General features: G+C 65.7%; 18 protein-coding genes and 1 pseudogene. 13 read left to right on the forward strand and 6 right to left on the reverse strand.

Translation table 11 applies throughout. The annotated features are described in order from the left end of the window. Positions 1 to 173: oligopeptide/dipeptide ABC transporter ATP-binding protein (locus FHR04_RS19605; protein WP_338084764.1), on the forward strand; the 173-nt coding region annotated here is incomplete at its 5' end. Between the two features lie 296 nt (positions 174 to 469). Continuing rightward, a complete protein-coding gene (locus FHR04_RS19610; protein ID WP_139404878.1) occupies positions 470 to 1501 on the forward strand; it encodes an SIS domain-containing protein in 1032 nt (343 codons plus the stop codon). Positions 1502 to 1530: 29 nt separating this feature from the next. Here the strand turns inward: FHR04_RS19610 and FHR04_RS19615 are convergent, their stop codons facing one another. Next, positions 1531 to 2589, reverse strand: coding sequence for an L-dopachrome tautomerase-related protein (locus FHR04_RS19615; protein WP_139404879.1), 1059 nt, complete (start codon positions 2587 to 2589; stop codon positions 1531 to 1533). Positions 2590 to 3419: 830 nt separating this feature from the next. Here FHR04_RS19615 and FHR04_RS19620 point away from each other — a divergent pair. The 5 genes from FHR04_RS19620 to FHR04_RS19640 all read left to right on the forward strand — a co-directional run bounded on the left by FHR04_RS19620 (position 3420) and on the right by FHR04_RS19640 (position 9354). Then, the gene (locus tag FHR04_RS19620) at positions 3420 to 3986 is read left to right on the forward strand and encodes a recombinase family protein (protein ID WP_139404880.1); all 567 of its coding nucleotides are present in this window, start codon (positions 3420 to 3422) and stop codon (positions 3984 to 3986) included. Positions 3987 to 4068: 82 nt separating this feature from the next. Beyond that, positions 4069 to 6675 carry an ATP-binding protein gene (locus FHR04_RS19625; protein WP_139404881.1) on the forward strand — a complete coding sequence of 869 codons (2607 nt, stop codon included), beginning with the start codon at positions 4069 to 4071 and terminating at the stop codon, positions 6673 to 6675. Between the two features lie 5 nt (positions 6676 to 6680). Continuing rightward, positions 6681 to 6872 carry a response regulator gene (locus FHR04_RS21520; RefSeq protein ID WP_249039238.1) on the forward strand — a complete coding sequence of 64 codons (192 nt, stop codon included), beginning with the start codon at positions 6681 to 6683 and terminating at the stop codon, positions 6870 to 6872. Positions 6873 to 7549: 677 nt separating this feature from the next. Beyond that, positions 7550 to 8443, forward strand: coding sequence for a hypothetical protein (locus FHR04_RS19635; RefSeq protein WP_139404882.1), 894 nt, complete (start codon positions 7550 to 7552; stop codon positions 8441 to 8443). A 56-nt stretch (positions 8444 to 8499) separates the two neighbouring features. Then, a complete protein-coding gene (locus tag FHR04_RS19640) occupies positions 8500 to 9354 on the forward strand; it encodes a hypothetical protein (RefSeq protein WP_139404883.1) in 855 nt (284 codons plus the stop codon). A 199-nt stretch (positions 9355 to 9553) separates the two neighbouring features. Here FHR04_RS19640 and FHR04_RS19645 read toward each other — a convergent pair. Beyond that, positions 9554 to 10294, reverse strand: a pseudogene (locus tag FHR04_RS19645) (transposase); the annotation flags it as partial. A gap of 157 nt (positions 10295 to 10451) precedes the next feature. Continuing rightward, entirely contained in the window at positions 10452 to 10571 is a 120-nt protein-coding gene (locus FHR04_RS21735; RefSeq protein ID WP_139404884.1) for a type II secretion system protein, read from the reverse strand. 234 nt (positions 10572 to 10805) lie between these two features. On the opposite strand from FHR04_RS21735, the gene FHR04_RS19655 reads away from it, so the two are divergent. The 5 genes from FHR04_RS19655 (at position 10806) to FHR04_RS19675 (ending at position 15299) form a co-directional block, all read left to right on the forward strand. After that, positions 10806 to 12659, forward strand: a complete 1854-nt coding sequence (locus FHR04_RS19655) for a sensor histidine kinase (RefSeq protein ID WP_139404885.1) — start codon at positions 10806 to 10808, stop codon at positions 12657 to 12659. Next, positions 12652 to 13302, forward strand: a complete 651-nt coding sequence (locus FHR04_RS19660) for a response regulator transcription factor (protein ID WP_249039239.1) — start codon at positions 12652 to 12654, stop codon at positions 13300 to 13302. The genes FHR04_RS19655 and FHR04_RS19660 overlap by 8 nt, the downstream gene beginning before the upstream one ends. A gap of 54 nt (positions 13303 to 13356) precedes the next feature. Continuing rightward, entirely contained in the window at positions 13357 to 13899 is a 543-nt protein-coding gene (locus tag FHR04_RS19665) for a dihydrofolate reductase family protein (protein WP_139404886.1), read from the forward strand. 130 nt (positions 13900 to 14029) lie between these two features. Then, on the forward strand, positions 14030 to 14533 hold the full coding sequence (locus FHR04_RS19670) for a GlcG/HbpS family heme-binding protein (RefSeq protein ID WP_139404887.1): 504 nt from the start codon (positions 14030 to 14032) through the stop codon (positions 14531 to 14533). Between the two features lie 469 nt (positions 14534 to 15002). Beyond that, positions 15003 to 15299 carry a hypothetical protein gene (locus FHR04_RS19675; RefSeq protein ID WP_139404888.1) on the forward strand — a complete coding sequence of 99 codons (297 nt, stop codon included), beginning with the start codon at positions 15003 to 15005 and terminating at the stop codon, positions 15297 to 15299. Positions 15300 to 15780: 481 nt separating this feature from the next. Here the strand turns inward: FHR04_RS19675 and FHR04_RS19680 are convergent, their stop codons facing one another. Continuing rightward, the gene (locus tag FHR04_RS19680) at positions 15781 to 16881 is read right to left on the reverse strand and encodes a GGDEF domain-containing protein (RefSeq protein WP_139404889.1); all 1101 of its coding nucleotides are present in this window, start codon (positions 16879 to 16881) and stop codon (positions 15781 to 15783) included. 277 nt (positions 16882 to 17158) lie between these two features. On the opposite strand from FHR04_RS19680, the gene FHR04_RS19685 reads away from it, so the two are divergent. Next, positions 17159 to 19435: a putative bifunctional diguanylate cyclase/phosphodiesterase gene (locus FHR04_RS19685; protein WP_139404890.1), complete on the forward strand. Its 2277-nt coding sequence runs from the start codon at positions 17159 to 17161 to the stop codon at positions 19433 to 19435. A 119-nt stretch (positions 19436 to 19554) separates the two neighbouring features. On the opposite strand, the gene FHR04_RS19690 is transcribed toward FHR04_RS19685, so the two are convergent. Both FHR04_RS19690 and FHR04_RS21250 read right to left on the reverse strand, forming a co-directional pair. Next, entirely contained in the window at positions 19555 to 19761 is a 207-nt protein-coding gene (locus FHR04_RS19690) for a hypothetical protein (protein WP_183944864.1), read from the reverse strand. 34 nt (positions 19762 to 19795) lie between these two features. Further along, on the reverse strand, positions 19796 to 20078 hold a 283-nt coding region (locus FHR04_RS21250; protein WP_211344225.1), incomplete at its 5' end, for a hypothetical protein.

The following is a 20078-nucleotide window of genomic DNA, read 5'->3' on the forward strand; positions in this document are numbered from 1 at the left end:
GCCAGCGCATCATTCTGGAAGGGGACATTCCCAGCCCGATCAACCCGCCGTCGGGCTGCGTGTTCCGCACGCGCTGCCGGTATGCCATCGACGACTGCGCCAAGGTGGTGCCCGAACTGCGCGAGATCGCCCCACAGCATTTCAAGGCCTGCATCCGCGACGATATTCTCTAAACCGCCCATGCTCACGGCCTGAACGTTCAGGCCGTGCCCTCACGGGTCTGACCTGCAGCCAGAGAGAAACGGATTCCGTCTGGCCCGTTCCGCTCGGATTTCCAGGTGGTGCCAACGCCTTCCAGACTGGAGTCCGTATGAGACCTGCCCTCGGCAGCGACTCGCCCCTTGCCGGCAGCTTCTGTTGGGCGCGTCGCGCCGTAGGGGGAGCGTAAAACACCGTTCACAGCCCCATTCTGGCCCACGTACTGCCACCTCAGACAAATCAACCCCACCGCTCCTCCTGGAGGACAGCCATGACCACCACCGATCCCCTGATGCTGCAAGAAACCCGCGAGGCCCCACAGGTCATTGCCCGGCAACTCCGTGAGAACGCGGCCCTGAGCGAGGCTCTGGCGGCTGCTCTGCGTGAGCGCCGGCCGGCCTACGCGGTCACGGTCGCGCGGGGCAGCAGCGATCACGCCTGCACGTTCCTCAAGTACGCCCTGGAAACGCAGTTGGCCCTCCCGGTGGCCAGCCTGGGGCCGAGCGTCCACACCCTGTACGGAGCGCGCCTGAACCTGAGCGGCGCACTGGTGATTGCCGTGTCGCAGAGCGGCGCCGGCCCGGACGTGGTGGAGACCGTCCGCATGGCGCGGGAAGGCGGGGCCACGACGGTGGCCCTGGTGAACGCCCGGGACAGCGCCCTCGCCCATGAGGCGGAATTTGTTCTTCCGCTGCGCTGCGGCGAGGAGCGGGCCGTGGCCGCCACCAAGAGCTACCTCGCCAGCCTGACCGCCCTGCTGCCCGTGATTGCCGATCTGAGTGGAGACACGGCGCTCGCCCTGAGCTTGCCCAGGCTGCCCGAGCTGCTGGAGCGTGCGCTGCCACTGGAAGAGGAGGCCCGCGAACTGGGGGCGCGTTACCGCTTCGCCAGCAACCTGCTGGTGCTGGCCCGCGGACTGCACTTCGGCGTGGCGCAGGAGGCGGCCCTGAAGCTCAAGGAAACGTGCGGGATTCACGCCGAGGCGTACTCGGCGGCCGAGTTCAGCCACGGCCCCAAGCGGCTGCTGGCCGAGGGCCTTCCCGTCCTGGGCTTCCAGTCTACGGATGCGGCGGCGGACGCCACAGCGCACGCCTACGCCGAGCTGTCCCGGGGCGGCGCGGACCTGCGCACCCTGGGACCGGCGGCGGGGAGTACCCTGACCACCCCGGACACCGGGCACGCCCTGACCAATCCGGTGTCGAGTGCGCTCGCCTTTTACCTGTTCGCCGCGCACCTGGCGCTATACCGGGGGCTCGATCCCGACGCCCCGCCACTGCTCAACAAGGTCACCCAGACCCGCTGAATGCGGACTGGTCCTCAAAACTGGTTTGATCAGGGTGAAGCCTCCGGCCAGAAACGGACGACGAGGAACGGAAAGCTGGGCTGGCGCTGCCCCTCATTCAGCGGCGGGGCCGTCGGCAGTTGGCTGACCACCACGTACAGCGCGTCGTCCGGCCCCGGAATCACGTCATCCGGCCAGTACAGCTCATCCCGCGTCAGCACGCGCCGGTACGAACGGGTGGCCGGGTCGATGCAGCCGATGGAATACCCCCCAATCTCGGTGAGATACAGGGTGTCGGCCGCGTCCATCCACATCCCGCCCGTGTTGGGCCGGTCAGCGTAGCGTTCTGCGCGCCGCTGCAACTCGTCATCGTCCAGACTCTCGTCCAGCAGGTCACGCGTGCGCAGCCGCCAGATGGACTGGCCGGTCAGCGGGCCGTAGTACACCCACTCGTCCCGGTGGTCCATCGCGATGCCATCGACGCCTACGCGCATTCCGCGCCGCTCACCGCCCCCGACAGCCTCGGTCACCTCGCGTCCATCCATGACGATGGGACAGTCCTCGGCCAGAATGCCGGGGCGGCCCTCCAGACGGCGGCGGGCCCGCCCGGTCTTGGTGTCCACCACGATCAGCGCCCCCCGCGAGCCGTCGCCGCCGTTGCCCGCCCCCTCGTCGGCGATGTACACCGCGCCGTGGCGCTCGTCGATGACAAAATCGTTCGGCTCGGAATGTTCGTTGAGCACCGAGGAAGGCAGCCGGATGATCTGCGACAGCGCGTTCGCAGCGCAGTCCCAGACCACGAACTTCGGGGTGATGCCGCTGCGGCTGCCCATGTCCAGCAGCCACACGCGGCCCTGAGTGTCGGTGCGCAGCCCCTGCACGGCGTCAAGCCAGTCATCGGCATTCTCGCGCGGGGTATTCCAGGCGGCGCTGGGGAAGGGTTCAAGCGTGTCTGTGCCGGTGAAGACCGACACGCGCGGCGCCGTCTGATACATAGGGTGGTGGCTGACCACCAACCGCCCGTCCGCCGTGAAGGTGCCGTTGGCGAGCGGCAGGGGACTGCGGGCGTAGACCTCGCTGCGGCGGGCGAGAGGTTGTGGACGGCTCATGGGGTCCTCCAGCCGTCATCGGAACGACAGCGACAGGCCGCTTCTGGGAACGGGATTCTACGCATGCCACATTGCAGCATGGACTCCGTCTTCAAGATGCTCGTTGTGAGATGGGCGACTTGCGAAACCCTTCAGGGAGAGATCATGGGGATGAATTTCCCGAGAATTCGGGCCATCCGGTTCATGCCAGCAACGGCCTGAGGTTCCCCCCTCGTTCGGTCCAGTCCAGTCGCACTTGAATCGTAGCTCTTGAGCCATCCCCGAAAACCGATCCAGGTCAGCTGGGAATCTCAGACCTGCTGACCACCGCTGACCTGCTTGGCCGTAAAGTCGGGTCCAGCACTCTTTCCAGAGCTGGCGGCCAGTGCCACGGTGATGACGATGGGGCCGCCGAGGATACCGAAGCCCAAACGAGTCGTATGCCGAGTATGCATGGTTCCTCCTTCACTTGAGGGTCTTCTTTACCCCGGCTGAAGTTCCGGCGAACACCAAAGGCTGCTCCCGACGAGGACAGCCATGCAGGACGCGGGGAATTGGGCCAGGCTGGAAGACAACGAGGAGGCCCTTCACCGTCTTGCTGGGAGCAGCGTGGAGGCCCGCCGTCACGCTAACATTGGGATTATGTCGTATCACGACATAATGATGAAGATTGCTTGCGAAAGCAGCGGGTCTTCCCAGGGACAGCTTGACTTGAGCTACAAGCTGTCCAGTTGGGGTCTACCCCAGCCTGACGTCAGGTAAAGCGCGAAAAGGCGTCAGATTAGGGTTGATTTCAGCATTCTCTGACAATATTCTGCCGGGGTCTGGACCCTAACCTGCCAGGAGCCGCCATGAACGAGTCCACCAGAGGCCATCGCCTCGGGTACGCCCGCGTCAGCTCGGAAGATCAGAACACGGTCCGCCAACTGGATGGCCTGAGCTTCAACAAGGTCTTCACCGACAAGGTCAGTGGTGGGAATGCTCAACGCCCCCAGCTGACTGCCCTGCTGAGTCACGCCCGAGAGGGGGACACCGTGGTGGTCCACAGCATGGACCGCTTGGCCCGCAACCTGGATGACCTCCGCGCCCTGGTCAATGGACTGACAGACAAAGGGGTACGCGTCGAGTTCGTCAAGGAAGGCCTGACGTTCACCGGTGAAGACTCGGCGATGTCCCGGCTGCTGCTCAGCGTGATGGGCGCCTTTGCCGAATTCGAGCGCGCCCTGATCCGCGAGCGCCAGCATGAAGGGATTCAGGCGGCAAAGAAAGCCGGGGTGTACAAGGGACGTAAAAAGACCCTGACCGCTGCCCAGATCAGTGATCTACGGCAGCGCGCGGAAAAGGGCGAGGCGAAGGCCAGCCTGGCCCGGGACTTTGGGATCAGCCGGGAAACGGTCTACCAGTATCTCAAGAGTTGAGCATCCATGTGCAGGCCGAGAAACAAGCGCTGACCGTATATTCGAGTCATGACGGTTTCCCCCGCCAGCAGCAGGAAGGTCTGTGCCTGAGTCACCCCCTGCCTCCTTTGACCTTCAGCTCCTGAGCCAAGCGCTAGAGGCCAGCGTTCACAGCGTCGTGATCGCCGACGCCCAATTGCCGGACCTGCCCATCATCTATGTCAACCCAGCCTTCGAACGCCTGAGCGGCTATCCCGCCGCCCAGGTCATCGGCCGCAATTGCCGTTTCTTGCAGGGTCAGGACCGGGACCAGGCGGCCAGACACGACCTTCGGCAGGCCATTGAGGCAGGACGCAGCACCACCGTCATCCTGCGCAACTCCCGCCCGGACGGCACCCTCTTTTTCAATGAACTCACCGTCAGTCCCATCCATGACGCGGCAGGGACCGTCACGCACTTCCTGGGCTTCCAGACCGATGTGACCGGGCGGGAGACCGCCTCTGCCCTGATGGGTTCACTCCAGGGCCTGACCGAGGATCTGGCCGCCGCACGGACCCAGCAGGAGGTCACGGATCTCGTGTTACACAACACCCTGCCTGCCCTGAATGCCGTCTCTGGGGCAGTGCTGCTGGTCCAGGAGGGGCGCTTGCATGTCGTGGCGCGCAGGGGTGATGACGACGCGAGCATCTGGCAGGACGGCGACCTCGACGGTCATCGGCCCAGCCCGGATGCGCTGCGCGCGAAGACGCCGCTGTTCTTCCGGGAGAGCGGCGAGCTGACGGCCGCGTACCCGGAACTTGAGTCTCGAACGGGTGGGGTGGCCGCCGTCGCCACGGCGGTGCTGCCCATGGTGGAAAGCGGCCGTCCCCTGGGCGTGATTGTGCTGGATTTTGAGGAGCCACACGAGTTTACGCCCACCGAGATCCAGTTTCTGCGGACCCTGGCCGCCCAGTGCGCGATTGCCCTGGCCCGCGCCCAGGCGACGACCGACATCCAGGCGCAGATACACGCACAGACGGGGAAGCTCAGTCGCCAGAAGGCCGAACTGGAAGCGATTCTGGAGAGTCTGCCCGACGCGGTGTACGTGGGCGGCCCGGGCGGCATCACCCGCGCGAACACCCGGGCGCTGGACATGCTGGGCTTCACCGCGCTGGCCGATCTCAAGCACGATATTCACCTGCTGGCCGAGCAGGTCAACACCCGCGACCCCCGCACAGGTCAGCGCCTCGGGCCCGAAGAGGAACCCTTTGCCGTCGCGCTGGGCGGCCAGGCGCATACGGCCGACGTTCTCGTCCGGCACCTGGGCACCGGGGAAGACCGATTGATTCGCAACGCCGCCGCGCCCATCCGGGTGGACGGCCAGGTGGTGGGGGCGGTGGCGGTGAACACCGACATCACCGACAGCCAGCAGGCTCAGGACTTGCAGGAACTCAACGCCACGCTCGAGCGGCGCGTTCAGGAGCGCACCCAGGAGTTGGCGGCCCGCACCCGTGAACTTGAGGCCCGGACGCAGGCGCTCGAAGGCATCGCGCAGCTTTCGGGAGACCTGGTTGGGGGCGGGGATCACCTGACCCTGATCCGGCGCACCCAGGAACTGGTGCTCTCCCTGCTGCCCCCCGGGTACGCCGCCTACTTCGAGAACGTGGAGGGACGGTGGCGCGCCCAGGTCCAGGTGGGGGACGTGGGCAAACCAGCGCTCCAGCAGGCCATCGACGCGGGCTTCCCGGTGGGCGGGACGCCCACCCTGGACCACTGCACCCAGACCCTGGAACCGTATTTCATCGAGGCGTATACAGCGGACACGGACATTGACCCGGAAGTGGCGGGCCACCTGCGCGCGGCGGCCTGCCTGCCCGTCCTGGTGGGGGGTCAGGTGCTCGGCATTTTCAACGTGCCGCTGTTCCATGAGCGGCGCTGGGACGCGGCGGACCGGGCGCTGCTGGTCACGGCAGTTCACAGCCTGGGCCTGACCCTGGAACGCGCCCGGAGCGTCTTCGCCCTGGCGCGGCGCACCGAGGAACTCGAGCGCAGCAACGCCGAACTCGCGCAGTTCGCGTACGTGGCCAGCCATGACCTGCAAGAACCGCTGCGGACCATCACCAGCTTCTCGCAGCTCCTGGCGCGGCGATACCGCGGTCAGCTTGACGACCGGGCCGACGGGTATATCCGGTTGATCGGCGACGCCACGGGGCGCATGGGCACGCTGCTTCAGGACCTGCTGGCCTTTTCGCGCGTGGGCGCTGACCCGCTGCGGCGCGGACCTGTAAATCTTCAGACCTTACTGGAGCAGGTCCAGCAGGACCTGCACGCACAGGTGGAGCGCACGGGCGCGCGACTTGTCGTTGGCCCGCTGCCCACCGTGCTGGGGGACGCCACACAGCTCCGGCAACTCTTCCAGAACCTGCTGGGGAATGCGCTGAAGTTTCACCATCCTGAACGTGCGCCGGAGGTCCGGGTCACGGCGCAGGACGACGGGACCTTCGTGACGGTGCAGATCGCCGATAACGGCATCGGCATCGCCCCTGAATATGCCGAGCGCATCTTCGCCATCTTCCAGCGGCTGCACACCCGCGAGGCGTACGAGGGCAGCGGGATGGGCCTGGCCATCGCCCGCAAGATCGTGGAACGGCATGGGGGCCGCCTGTGGCTGGAGAGCACCCCGGGGCAGGGCACCACGTTCCAGGTGAGCTTGCCCAGCGAGGCAGGATGACGCGGGTGCTGCTTGTTGAGGACCATCGGGCAGACGTGCGGTTGCTGCGCGAACTGCTGGAGATGGCTGAGCTGGACTGGGCCCTGGACGCGGTGCCGACGTTTGCAGAGGCAGCCCGGTGCTGCCAGACGGGGCAAGACAACGGACTGTTGCCGGATCTGGATCTGCCGGACGGGGCCTGGGCCTGGAGCTGTTGACCTGCGCCTTGGAGCTGGCGGCGGGCGCCCCCATGGTGGTGCTAAGCGGACATGAAGACCAGGGACTGGCTGTGCAACGTCTGCAACTGGGAGCCAGGGGCTCTGTGATTAAGGGCTTGGAGGCGATGGAACAGCTGGTTCACATGGTGCCATCCTCCACGGCGGACCGACGCGGCACGCTGTTCGAGAGCGTCATTCCCTAGACGGCGCGTTTCACTGGGCATGCCCCCCAAATGGTAGGGGTGATGGCGCGCTGCTTTTCGTGACCGTCCCGTCTCCGTGTGCTGTGTGGTCTGGAAAAACATGTGGCATTGTCCCGACTGTCCTGGTCCAAATGTTTCCGGGCTGAACGCGCCCCGTTTCCCGGAAATCCGATCATGGTCTGATCACGGCCCTGGGGGCATGCTCCATTCCTAAGCAGCGGTCACGGCCCGTCCACGGGGGTGGGCGGCAGACCGCACCAACGGGTCACGTTGGGGAGGTGAGACGCATGTTGCCAGACCATCTGGGTTCGGACCGCCGGGATCCAGCTCCGCCGCACTGAGGTTGCGCGCTCTGCAGGTGTCACCGAGTCCGGCTGCCCTACATCGTGCCTACATCGTGGCGCTGCCCACCGTCCCTGTCCGGTGTGGCACGGACCCCACCCCGCTCCATCCACAGTCCATCAGGAGATTCTCATGACCAGATTCCGTACCCCCACCCTCTGTCGGATCGGCACCCCCACCCTCTGTCGGATCGGCGCGGCGCTGCTGCTGTCGGTCAGCCTCCTGGCGTGTTCGTCTCCCGGTCAGCCCGCACCGGAATCAACAGGACCAGGGACGCAACAGGCCGCCGAGAAATCGCCCAGCGTCGTGAACCGCCCCGCTGCCCCTGTCCCGGCATTAAATGTCCCGGCAGGCGACGCCAGCACCGCCGTCGAGAAGTTCATAGACTGGGCCGCCGAGTCCCGCCTGTCCCAGCGCGAGGAAGGCCGGGCCGCTATCGTGGCCGCCCGGACCAATGACGCTGTGGCTCAGGCACTGGTGGACGCCGTCTTCGCAGCCCAGAAGACTGACCACAGCCGCGCCTTGGTGGCGCTATCGATCCTGGGCGAACTGCGCAATCCCGTGGGCGAGCAGGGGCTGACCCGCTTCGTCAACCTGCCTTTTCCACAGGACAGCAAGGGTTCTGACTTCGAGGGTGAGGACCCCGAACAGACCGCGCTGGGCACCTTGCAGGCCAAGGCCGCCGAGGGCCTGGCCTACATGGGCAGCGAGTCCTCGCGTCAACAGGTGCTGACCCTGGTGGCGAAGCATCCATCACGGATCGTGCGCGCCGCCGCCATCGCCGCGTTTCTGTACAACTACCCGGACAGCCGTGAGCTGCTGCGCCGCTATGTCCAGCCGGATGAATTGATCTTCTTAGATCGTCCTGGCCGCGACATCGGCGAGTCCGGTGAGAGCTTCAACGCCGAGCTGGCCGTCTATCTCAAGCTGCACCCGGAATTGGCGGCACCTGCACCCGCGTCCGGCGAGGAAGAAGCCCCAGACCTGCCTGATCCAGTCGACGCTGGCCCACCACCCGCCTACTGATTCACGGCCTGATCTGAGTCCACGCCGCCCTTTTCGCCGATCCAAGGAGCGCCCCGATGACCACCGCATCACGCACCCTCAAAACCTTCATTTACCTGATCGCCCTGCTGTGTTCCTTGCTCACCAGTTCCCTGGCCGTGTGCATCCAGACCGGGGCCAGCACGGCCGACCGCAGCCTGTGGAACACGCACGGCTGCTGGCAGGAGTTCTACCTGTGGCAATACCGCGCCTATGACCTACGGTCCTCAGACTGGAACGGACGCGGCTGGAAAGACGCCTGTAACGTGAATCTGGAGTTCCCCAAACACTGGAATGCGGCGTACCTCGTCACCTACGGGCTGACGGACAATCTCAGCCATCAGTTCCATGGCACCACTGACTACCGTCAGACAGGCCAGGCGGCGTCGAGCAACTTCCACAAGTCGATCTTCCACGCGCCCACCGATGACACCACCATCTTCGGCTCGTACAGCCCCAGCTCGGGCCGGGTCTCGACCTCCTGCCTGCTGTACAACCCCGCCTCTGCCAACGCCAACCCCGCTTCCCGCGCTGGAGACTTCATGCACGAGGGCTGGCACGCCTGGTTCAAGAAGTACAAATTCAACAACGGCTCCGTCGGCGGTCACCGGGCCAAGCAGGGGGCCTGCTCGGTCAACGGCTGCGATTACTTCTACTTCCACGGGATCGGGGCCTACGCCTTCGGCGCGATGTATCAGAACAACGGCACTGCCACCCGCTTCCACTCGCCCAATCAGGTTCAAGTCGAGTTTCTGTGCGATGTCGTGGACGACGCCAAGGGCTGGGTCAGCCGCTCGGTGCGGGACGCCGCGCAGGCCGACGCCAACCAGCGGGCAGCCCAGCGCTTCATCAACGGCCCCGGCTACTACTGTGGCAGTCCCAGACCCTGGTGAGTGGATCATTGGCTTGTCATTTTCAAGCCGCGCCCACGTTCTGGACGGATCAGACCATAGAGGGCGCTGGAACGGACCACTGAAGACCAGCCACATCAGGATGTCCTCTGTACCGGACATCTTGCCTTCAAACCCTGTCTGGCATGGGAAATGGAGTCCTCAGCAGCTTGAGCAGACAGGGTAACTCGGGCAACATTCAGCGCAGCGCATTGCAGAGACGTTCGGCGCCGTAGCGCACGAGACTCATGGCCGCTCGGCCATGAGCTTTCACCTTGACCGGCACCTGTGCGTGGAGCCACACCCCGACCCGCAGGCCACTGACCCAGGCCAGGATGACCAGCCCGAACAGGCGTTCCAGCCGAGTGGCTTGAGTGATGCCGGTGCGCTCCAGGTCAACGCCGCGGACCTTGAGGCTCGCGAAGGTGCACTCCACAGACCAGCGAGCCCGGTACAGAACGCAGGTGTCCCATACGCTGAAATCCGTTGCGATCGCCACCAGATCCCCTGCAGGGGATCTGGTGGCCACGACCTGCATCACCTCACCGTACACGTAGGCCTTCTCGGCGAGGCACCGCACCTCCCCAACTTGGAGATCGCCGAACCACGTATCAATCCGCAGCTCGTCCACAACAGCATTTTTCCGGATACGGATGGCCCGCTTGATCCCCTTCCGTCTCAAGAAGCGGAACCACTCGCCGCCGATGAATTCCCGGTCCGCGACCAGGCCCTTCCAGCGGGACGCTGGAAGGGCCTGCAACAGTCGTGAGACCAGCTGGACGCACTTCGCGGTGCCGCTGTTGCCGTCGTGATCGAGGGCGGTCCAGACGAGCGGCACCGTATATCCGTGAAGGACGACTCCAAGGACCAGGAGGTTCAGGGGTGACTCACCACGCTCCCAGGTGGTGCGGTCCATGCTGAGCAGAAGTTTTCCGGGGGGCAGCAAGGCCAGTGACCTGGACCGGTTTTTGGGGGCGGCTCAGAGGCAACCCCAGCCACCCGCTCGTGAACACGCTGCACTTCGCAGACAAAGCGGGCGTAGTTGACATCCATGCTCTGGACCTCCTGAGAGCCCGGTAGACCCTCCAGCCGCAGGAGAGTCAAGCGCGCCCAGGCGTCGAGGTTGAGGCTGTACCCGGCATCCACAGAATCCAGGGAGTGGCGATCACCACTAACAACTCCAGTAGCGTGAAACCGCTCCACCAGGGCTCACACGCCACCCCAGCGCCGGGCTAGGGAAAGGGGCGTCCAGCAGCCTCGGATTTTTCCTTGGCGTACTTGGGCGCGCCGATCTTGAGGTGACCCCCAGCACGTCAGCGGGTCCTGATCAACGCAGTGAGGTCAACCCAACCACCCGACATGCTGTGAATGTCTCGAACACTTTGCGACAAACAACTGTGCATGGTCAGGCCATCACCTGCCCCTGTCCTGCTGAAACCCGGCACAATGATGGCATGCCCCGCCCTCGCCTTGCTCTGCTCCTCTGGCTGATGATGGCAGGTGTGGGCGCGGCAGCCTTGTTCTTCTCCACGGGCAACCGTTTGACCGAAACCTTCGGCACCGACGCGCGCATCCTGCACCGCGTCCTGTCACAGCGCATGGAACAGCAGGAAGCCGTGTTGAATGCCGTCGACGCCCTGGAGCGGCAAGGCATGGACGCTCCCACATTGGGAACCTACCTGGATACACTGCTCCGCCCCTACCCGCAGGTGGTGGCGGTGGAACGCTGTTCAGCACGCGGCTGTCAGACCCTGGGAACGCCTGCTGAGCAGCCGCCTTTGCTGTCCGTTTCGCCCTCTGCGAGGCCCACTGTGCGCTGGCCCCAGGGCGGCGGCCCGCTCTACGCCCTGTCCCAGAACAAGGTGCGGGTGTGGGTGGACGCCCGGCGGCTGACCGGCGCGCTGGACGAGGGGGCCGCGCCGCTGACCTACACCCTCTTCCAGCCTGACGCTGAACAGGTCATCGTGGCACACACGCCTGCAACCGGGGCCGCTTCCGCCACATTGCGGGTGGCGAAGGTCCTGGGCACGTCCCTGCAGGCTTTTCCCATCCACATCTCGCGCCCAGTGCCGTGGAGTGCGTGGCCGTGGGCGGCCACACTGCTGTGGATCCTGCTGACCGCGGGCCTGAGCGTGTTGGTCTTCCGGCTCCTGGAAGGCCGCCGCGACGCGCAGCGCGCCCTGCTGGACGAGCGGGTGCGGGCCGGAGGCGTGGTGCAGGCCGCGTCTGAAGCCATCGTGGCGCTGGACGATATTCACCGGGTGACGCTGGCGAACCCGGCAGCGCGCGCGGTCTTGGACCATCCGTTGCCGCCCGGGACTGACCTGCGGGCCGTGACCACCTTTCAGGCCACGCTGTCGCAGGCCCCCTTCAATGCAACGTCCTTCTGGGACAGTGCCGTGCCCACCGCACTCCCGGAAGGGCTGACCCTGCGGCGCGGCCATGAGGCTGTTGGGGTAGAAGGTTCCCTGGCTCCCCTGCGTGGCGTAGACGGCGAACTGCGGGGCCGGGTGCTGCTCCTGCGCGAGGTGGGGCCGCTGCAGCGTCGGATGCTCGAGCATCTGGAAGACGGCGAGCGGCGCGTGCGTGAACACGAGGAGATGCTGGCGCACGTCTCGCGGCTGTCCACCCTGGGCGAGATGAGCGCGGGCCTGGCACATGAACTGAACCAGCCGTTGACCGCCATCGTCAGTTACGGGCAGGCGGCCGCGCGGCTGCTGGACGATCCTGAACCTGATCTGGCACGAGTGCGCCATGCCGTGAGCGCGTCCGTGACGCAGGCGGGACGGGCGGCGCAGATCATCATGCGGCTGCGCCAGTGGGTGCGCCGTGCGCCCAGCCGGGCGCGGCCCACCGATCTGCTGCAGGCCGTGCAGAACGTGCTGACCCTGTGCCGCGCCGATCTGAACCGCCTGGGCGTGCAGGTGCAGGCCTCGTTTGAAGACGCGCCGATGGTTCTGGCCGATCCAGTCCAGCTGGAGCAGATTGTCCTGAATCTGCTGAGAAATGCGCTGGACGCCGTGCAGGATACGCTCGAACCTGCTATTGAGCTGAGCATCGTGTCAGAGGGAAGGAGCTGGTCCCTGAGCGTTCTCGACAACGGCCCCGGCATCGCCCCAGAGGTGGCCCCACGTTTGTTTACACCCTTCACGACGAGCAAGACGGGCGGCCTGGGACTGGGGCTGAGTCTGTCGCAGACGCTGGCGCAGGGTATGGGCGGCGATCTGAGCGGCAGGGACGCCAGGGCGGGCGGCGCGGTCTTTACCCTCAGTCTGCCGCGCCTGGTGCTGGAGGCGGCCAGTGATTGATCTGTCCCCTGGCGATGCCCTGCCGCTGGAACCCACGGTGTATCTGGTGGATGACGACGACGCGGTGCGGGGCGCCCTGGGCTTTCTGCTGGGCACGGTGGGCCTGAATGTTCGTCCCTTTGCCGACGGGCTGGCGCTGGAACGCGCGCTGGACGCCGGGGGGCCGCCCGCCATCGGCTGCCTGCTGCTGGACATCCGCATGCCGCACATCAGCGGCCTGCAACTGCAAGTGCGTCTTCAGGAACGGGGCGTGGACCTGCCGGTGATCCTGCTGACCGGCCACGCCGACGTGGAGCTATGCCGCCGGGCCTTTCGCCAGGGCGCAGCGGACTTCCTGAGCAAGCCGGTGGACGGGACCGAGCTGTTGGAGGCCGTGCAACGTGCCGTGCGTCAACACGTGCGTGGCCGTCAGCGGCAGGCGGCCAGTGGGCAGGCCCGCGAACGCCTGTCACGCCTGACCGTCCGCGAACATGAGGTTCTGCGCGGCATGCTGAACGGCCAGACCAGCAAGCAGATCGCCCGCGCGCTTGCCATCTCCGCCCGCACCGTCGAAACCCACCGCGCCAGCCTGTTCACCAAACTGGAGGCCGACTCACTGGCCGAGGTGATCCGCATTGCGCTGGCCGGGGAGGCAGCGGTGTGACGGCGCAATGGACGCCCTCACTTCTCCCCGAGACAAGCAGCGAAAGGAGAGGACATGCGTAAGCTCATCGTGACCGAGTTCCTGACCCTGGACGGCGTATATGAAGACTCCACCGCGTGGCAGCGCGGCTACAGCCCGGATGACGGCCCTTTCAAGCATGACGAACTCTTTGAGAGCGGAGGCCTTCTGCTGGGCCGCGTAACCTACGCGGGCTTTGCCGCCTACTGGCCCACCGCAAGCGGCACCGGGGCTTTCGGCGAACGCATGAACAGCCTGCCAAAGTTCGTCGCCACCACCACCCCTGGGCCCCTGGAATGGAACGCCACCGCCCTTCAGGGAGACCTTGTTGCAGCAGTGCAGGCGCTGAAGCGGCAGGACGGTCAGAACCTCCTCGTCTACGGCAGCGGCACCCTGGTGCAGACGCTGTTGCGGCGCGGCCTGGTGGATGAACTGCGCCTGATGATTTACCCGCTGGTTCTGGGCAGTGGCAAACGACTGTTTGCGGGCGGGGATCGGCTGCCGCTGGAGCTGATCTCCTCCAGGGATCTCGGTGAGGGCGTGCTGCTGCTCACCTACGCACCCGCGATGGGCGCTTGATTCAGGCGGACACCGAATCCAGCCTGACCTTCAGCTCCGTTCAAAAATCCGTCTCATCCGTAAAACTACGCAGAGGGCGTGCGAATTGCCCCGATACCGTTTTCCCCGTCCCAGGCGCAGGATAACAGGCATGAAAAAGATGCTGACCGCCCTGTTGACCCTTTCTGCCCTCTCGCTGGCCGCCGCGCAGACCACCCCCGCGCCCATCAAGCTGGCCACCGCCGCCACCGTGTCCACCGCCAGCCTGAGCCTGAGCGCCGCCAGCCGCATTGCCACGCTGGCCGTGAACAACTGCGCGCAACTGGGGTACAACGTGGCTGCCACCGTCGTGGACCGCAGCGGCGTGGTCCTGGCGGTGGCCCGTTCCGAGAACGCCGGGCCGCACACCCTGGGGGCCAGCCAGGGCAAAGCGTTCACCAGCGCCAGCGCCCGCAACCTGACCAGTACCATTGCCAAGGGGCTGGAAGCCAATCCCGGCCTGGCCGACATCCCCGGCTACCTGGTGCTGGCCGGCGGCGCACCGATTCGCGTGGACGGCGCCGTGGTTGGCGCCGTCGGTGTGGGCGGCGCACCCAGCGGACTCGTGGACGAGACGTGCGGCACCGACGCCGTGACCACGGTGCTGGGCAAGTAAGTTGCTGGGCGTGATGCTGCCTGGATATGCCTCGGACTGGCCCTGCTGGCGGCTTCACGCCGCGGCTGGAAGGTTCAGCGGACGGTGCGAAGGGGACCCTCAAGCTCTCGTTCGAGAAGAACAGGGTCAACGCGCAATGGTTCCAGGCTGCTGGAAAAAGCGATCTGAGCACAGCGCTGCTGTACCGCAGCAGTAAGCGGACGGCGGACTCCCGGGTGTCCTGGCCCTGGGAGGTCAGGGTGATGCCCGTGACGCCAGCAATCAGCACGGCCAGATTGACCAGTCACTCGTCTGGGATCCCCAGGGCGTTCATCATCCCCAGTTCAGCGCGCCGGGTGGGACACCGTTGTGACGGCGCACGACATGAACAGCCCCCTCAGGGCAACGCGCCGCCCCCAGAGGCGAGTGGATGCACGCGTTGAGCTTCGCCCGGTGCCGTGCTCAGGGTGGCGAAAGACTATCCTGGGACATGACGCAGCCTTCCGCAAAGCTCAGGACGCCCGCAAGCTGGCGCGTGCGTGGCTGGTCTGTGGCCGGAGCAGTGCTGATCTCTACGGTGCTCTGGCTGGGAATAATCTGGCCCAGCATTTTTACCATTGTGGTGCTGTTGATCGCGCCCGCCCTGTTCCTGTTCCTGACCGGTGTGTTCTGGCCGCGTTTCTACGAAGGGAACAGCAGGGTCCGGCTCTATTTGCGCGTGTGTCTGCTGCTCGCGGCGGCCTGCTGGGGCTTGGAATTGGGCTGGCTGTGGTTCTTCTCCACTTGAACGGCTGTGAGGGTGGCCCGCAAAAGCGCGACAAGCTCAGTACTCACGGTGATGTACGCGAAGTCACGGACAACCCAGGCGCTTTTGCTGCCCTCAGCTTCAGGCGCCAGCCTGGATTGGGGGCGTTTCTTGCTTGTTCTGCGTCCCCAGCGGCAAACTGGTGTGCTGCGCCGCGGCCCGTGCGTTACGGTGCAGCGTGGCTCGAGAAAACGCAGCACTGGCTGATGCCAACGGAGAACCGACAGACCTTGCAGGACCATTGGAACCGGCCAAGTCCCATCGCTGCCGCAACTGCGCTTAGGTAGCCGTGCTGGCATTTGGAGCACGTCATAGGGATACGGAGACGTAAGCATGCTGACGGTGTGCAGGCGGGAACGAACCGCCCAGACCGGGTGTGATCTCAACCTGCTGCGTTCTCAAACTGAAAGGCTTTTTGTGGTGACGCTGGGGACAGGACCGGCGGACTGCGGCAGAACCGAACTCAGGTCTCCTGGGCCAGCACCACCTGGTCACGCCCGGCGGCCTTAGCGCGGTACAACGCCTGATCCGCGCGGAACAGCAGCGTGCCGAAGGTGTCGTCGGTGGCCACGGTGCTGCTGCCGATGCTGACGGTGACCTTCAATCCGTGTGGCCAGGATGATCGGCGGAACTCCTGCAAAAGGGCAGTGGCCCGCCGCTGACTGAGCGTGCGATCTGTCCCCGGCATGATCACGATGAATTCTTCCCCGCCCCAGCGCCCAACCGTCGGCAGCGCGTCGCCCGGCAGGGTGACGCAGGCGGACAGCAACCGGGCGACGTCCATCAACACCAGATCGCCAACGTCATGGCCGTGCTCGTCATTGATGTGCTTGAAGTGATCGATGTCGATCAAATGGAGCGTCCCCGGCACGCCGCGCTGGTGGTCTGCCAGCAGGGCCTCAACGGCGGGAGAAACCGCCCGACGGTTGGGGAGCCCAGTGAGCGGATCAGTAAACGCCAGGACGCGCATGGTCTGCTCGGAGCGGCCGGTCTCAACGATCTGCGTTCGCAAGGTGACCATGCTGCCGAGCAGCACGTTGACAATCAGCACCGAGCCCTGTAACCGGAGAAACAGGAGGGGATGATCGAAGGCGTAGGCGCTCAGGGTCAACCACGGCACCAGGAGGCAGACGCTGAGCAGCGCGAGATTGGCCCCCCAGGCCCACCGCGGTGGCAGGGCCAGAAAGCCGATGATGCAGGTGCAGACCAGCGTCCAGTACGGACTGCTGTTTGGATAGAGCCCAGGGGGAACGGGCAGCAGGGACAGCAGCGCAATCTGGGCCATGGTTGCGGCGGCCAGTACCGCGTATCCGCCGTATTCCGCCACATGGAGTGGGCGGCGGCTCCAGAGCCACCACAAGTCGGCAAGGCCCAGCAGAACCAGAACAGGGCCGAAGGAGCGGAGGTACAGGTCATGGGGGCTGGCCACCAGGCTGCCGAGAAAGACCAGCAGGGTTCCCGCACCCACCGCGAACATGTAGACGCGGCGGCGGCGGGCCAGGGCGGGAGCTTCAGCAGTGGGGGAGACCGGCGAGAAGGGGGTCATGGGGGTGATTGGCGTCATCAGGTTGCGCCGCAGCCTGGTGACCCGCTCGCCGGGGATTCTAAAGCATGTCTGGTGACCGTCTGCTTCTGCTGCTCGTCAGAATCCATGAGGCCCGATTGCAGCCTCTATCCCCCGCGCCCTTGGCGTGGGCGGGTGGGGGCCTGTTCCATTTCTCCCCGCACTCTGCAGCGTCGCTTCGGCAGCTGTTCAAGGCAGTGACCCGTTCGCGCGGCTCCGTGTTTTTTTCCTTTTTGTGTGACTGCGCTGTGAACCATCCCCAGGCAAACTTGAGCGCATGGCGGCCCGCTCCTCCACCCATCTCTTTGCGCTTCTGATCGCCTACGTCATTGGCTATGCCCTCTGGCTGCTGCTCGGCGCATCCGCTGGAGCCTGGTCATCCCAGCTGGCGAACCTGCTGCTCATCCCCCCTTTCTTGCTGGCGACGCGGGTCGTCTGGACGGTGGCCCGGTTGCCGCAGGTCACGGCGGCCCGTGCCTGGCGCTGGCTGGGCCACGGTCTGCTGGCGTGGGCGCTGGGTGGGCTGATGTACTCCGGGTATGAACTGCTGGGCCTGTCCCCCTTTCCCTCGCTGGCCGACCTGGGCTATCTGGCCGCCCTGCCGTGCTTCGCCGCGGGCTTGATGGCCCTGCGGCGCGAGCGTCGGGGCACCCTGCAGACCCTCAGCTTTCTGATTGATGTCTCGCTGGCCACGCTGATTCTGGGTGCCCTGGGGTGGCAGATCTTTTTCCGGGCCACCCTCGCCGACACCGCGCAACCCATCCTGGCGCTGTGGATCTCCCTGGCGTATCCCGTCTTGTACCTGCTGCTGTGTGCGGCCACCGTGACGCTGGCCCTGTGGCGGCCGCTGGATTTGCAGCGCCGGGTGGTCTCCCTGCTGGCCGCCGGACTGCTGTGCTTTCTGGGCACCGACGTCCTCTATTTTCAAGCGGTCGCCCGGGGAACGTACGTCGGGGGCACCTGGCTGGATCTGGGCTGGCCGCTGGCCGCGTTGCTGATCGCCTGGGCGGCGTACCGCAGCGGCGAGGCGGCCACCCGGCCCCAGCCGAGCTGGCCTCAGTTGCCCGGCGAGTGGTGGAAACGGCTGCTGCCCCACTACGCGGTGCTGGCCGCGTTCCTGGTCTACCTGGGCCTGCAGCTGGGCATCCCGCTGGACCGCCCGCAACAGGTGCTGTTGTGGCTGATCATGGGCCTGTTCGCGCTGCGTCAGCTGCTGGTGCTGACCGACAACCAGCGCCTGCAGCGGCAATTGACCCACCGTGCCGAGCATGACCCGCTGACCGGCGTGCGCAACCGCAGCGACCTGGAAGACAACCTGCAGCAGCAGATTGACCAGGCCCGCCGCTGGAACAGCGTGGTGGCGGTGATGTTCATGGACCTCGACCGCATGAAGGAGATCAACGACACCTTCGGGCATGTGGTGGGTGATCTCCTGCTGCAAAAGCTGGCCACCCGACTCTCTGATGCGCTGCCAGCCGACGCCGTGCTGTTCCGCTTTGGCGGCGATGAGTTTGTGGTGGTGCTGCCCGGTCACGATGCGCCGGCCGCGGCCAGGGTGGCGCAGACGCTGCTCGATGCGGCCGGCAAGGCCTTCCAGATCGGCCCGGAGACCTTGCATGTGTCGGCCAGCCTCGGGGTGGCGCTGGCCCCTGGCGACGCCACGCACGCCACGGCGGCCATCGAGCACGCCGATGGGGCCATGTACCACGCCAAGCAGGCGGGCCGGGGCACCTGGCGCTTTGCCAACGAGCGGCTCAACGGCCTGCACATGCCCCAGGCCCAGCTGGAAGTGCAACTCCGCGGCGCGCTGGAACGGGGCGAATTCGCCATGCACTTTCAGCCCCTGATCGAGCTGAGCAGCGGCCGGGTGCGCAGTTTCGAGGCCCTGATGCGCTGGACGTCGCCCGTCCTCGGGCCCGTCTCACCCGCCGACTTTATTGCTGTGGCCGAGACGAGAGAGATGATGGGCGGGCTGGGCCAGTGGGCCCTGCGCGAGTCGATCCGCCAGATGTGCGCGTGGCAAGCAGCCCTGCCCGGCGTCAGTGTCGCGGTCAACGTGTCGGCCACCCAGTTCGCTCATGAACACTTCGTGGCCGAGACGCGCGCCGCGCTGGCCGAATACGGCGGCGCGCCCGGGCTGCTTACGCTGGAGGTGACCGAGAGCGCGGTGCTGGTGGACGCGGCGCAGGCCCGGCAGAAACTGCTGGACCTGCGCGCTCTGGGCGTGCGCGTGGCGCTGGACGACTTCGGGACCGGCTACTCCAGCCTAGGGCAATTGCGCTCGCTGCCGGTCGATGTTCTCAAGATCGACCGGGTGTTCATCCAGGACAGCCACACCGACGCGGCGTTCATTCAGGCCATGATTTCGATGGGGCACAGCCTGGGCTTGGAGGTGGTGGCCGAGGGCATCGAGGACGCGGCCACGGTGGCCCGACTGCAGGCCTTGCACTGTGATCTGGGCCAAGGCTTTTACTTTGCCCGGCCGCAATCCGCCGGTCAGGCAGTGGCTGCGATGACGCTGAACGGCCCGCCGTCCTCGTTACAGCTTTCCTGAGGAGACCCGGATCCGAGAACCCGGCCGCGCTCCAGAACGTCTGGCCCACCATGTTTCTGGATAAAGAAAGCATCAGTCATGAACAACACCAGGGAAACTTTGAGAAGGGAAGAGGGCCGTCAGGCACTGGCCTTAAGCTGCTGGGGCTGGGTCTCTACGGACAGACACAGGACAGCAGTCACCACGCACAGGGCGACTTCCCAGCCGAACACCGTCCTGAAGTCCGCGAGTTGTGCCGACGCGCCCCCCAGCAGCGCCACCGTCACGGCTACCCCGAGCACCGTGCCGATCTGACGCACCGCCTGATTGATCTGGGGCGGCCCCACAAGTTATACGGACTCCGATTAAAACGTGTAGAATTCAAGGATCAAATCCTTTCATTCTCCGGTTGAACTTCAGCACTCCGCTGCCGACTTCTGGGCCATTTTCCGGGCCAGCACCTGCGCCGTCCAACGGCGCAGGGCACAGTTTTTTGCACTTCTTGCCGAAGGCAAGAGTGAGACTGAACTTCTGGCATTGACTCAATATTCCGTCTCGGGTGCGCGCAAAGTCCTGCATCGGTATCACACCCTGGGACTGGACGGTCTGGGAGATGGACGAGCCGACAATCCAGGCGCACCCACGGTCTTGACCGAAGCGGAGC

The organism is Deinococcus radiopugnans ATCC 19172, from assembly GCF_006335125.1.
Lineage (GTDB): Bacteria > Deinococcota > Deinococci > Deinococcales > Deinococcaceae > Deinococcus > Deinococcus radiopugnans.